We start from the raw sequence: 1,177 nt of genomic DNA, 5'->3' as shown, positions 1-1,177 counted from the left end.
ATTCCCGATCGCAGGTGAAGGCGTGCTGATCGAACTCGTGCAGGCGCCGCCCGAGGTGGTCGTCGCCTTCAACGCGCTGGCTACGCGTTGAGGATCTTCCGGATCGGCGGCGGAGCTTGCGGCCAAGTCAGCTTGGCATTGTTCTCGACCTGCGGCAGGTCCGGAAGCGTTTTCGTCAAACCAGGGAGTCGAACGACCCATGCCCCCTCCATCCACGTCTGATAGCGCGCGCCCCTTGGCGCACCTCACTTCCCTGCAGGCGGCCCTGTTGCTGGGCAGCATGGGCACGCTGGCGACCCTTTGGTCGGACATGCTGTTTCCCGCGATCATCTCCATCCAGCAGGATCTGCACACCTCAGCCACCGCCGTACAGCAAACCGTCTCGCTGTTCTTTGTAGCCAATGCCTTCATGTGTCTGTGGCACGGAGTGCTGTCCGACGCCTGGGGACGGCGCAAGCCACTGCTCATCGGTCTGGTCGTGCTGGTTCTGACCTCGCTGTTGAGCCTGCTGGCCACTCGCATCGAGCACTTGTGGATCCTGCGCACGGTGCAGGGCCTGGTCGTCGGGCTGGGCCACGTCCTGTGCCGCGCTGCAATACGGGACCTGTACAGCGGCGAGGCCGCACAGAAGATGATTGCCCACACCAGCTTGATGCAAACGGCGGGCCCCATCATCCTGCCGATGCTCGGAGGCTGGCTGACGTGGATGTGGGGCTGGCGTGCGGTGTTCGCGTTCCTCGGCGCGGTGGGCGTGCTGATGCTGCTGGTGTATGCGCGCCACCTGCCCGAATCCCTGCCACCGGCACGTCGCCAAGCCATACGCCTGGGCAGCCTGTGGCGCAACTATCGCCTCGTGTTGGGCTCACCCTGGTTCATGCGCCTGAGCGTGGCGCACTCCTGCAACTGGGCGGCCATGTATCTCTATGTGGCGGCGGGCCCCCAGCTCGTGACGCATCTGCTGGGGCGTCCCCCCACCGACGTCTACCTGGTCTTCACCCCCATGATGGCGGGGCTGGTTGCCGGCTTTCTATGCCTGCCGCGCCTGCTGCGACGCTGGGGCACGCAACGCACCATGTACCTCGCCTATGCGGGATTTGCCCTGGTCAACCTGCTCAACGTCATGCTGGCTGCATGGGTGCCGTCCAGCCTGATGCATCTGCTGCCCCTTGCGGCCTAC

1 protein-coding gene and 1 pseudogene are annotated in these 1,177 nt (G+C 65.0%); both read left to right on the top strand.

Annotation, left to right across the window (positions count from 1 at the left end; genetic code table 11):
* A pseudogene (locus tag WKW80_RS37225) lies at window positions 1-91 on the top strand (VOC family protein); the annotation flags it as partial.
* A 144-nt stretch (window positions 92-235) separates the two neighbouring features.
* The coding region (locus tag WKW80_RS37220) for an MFS transporter (protein ID WP_340368564.1) at window positions 236-1,177 on the top strand (942 nt) is incomplete at its 3' end.

Origin of the sequence: Variovorax humicola (assembly GCF_037889915.1) — a bacterium.
GTDB lineage: Bacteria > Pseudomonadota > Gammaproteobacteria > Burkholderiales > Burkholderiaceae_C > Variovorax > Variovorax humicola.
The sequence above is the reverse complement of the archived record's forward strand: the minus strand, read 5'-3'. Positions and strand labels throughout refer to the sequence as shown.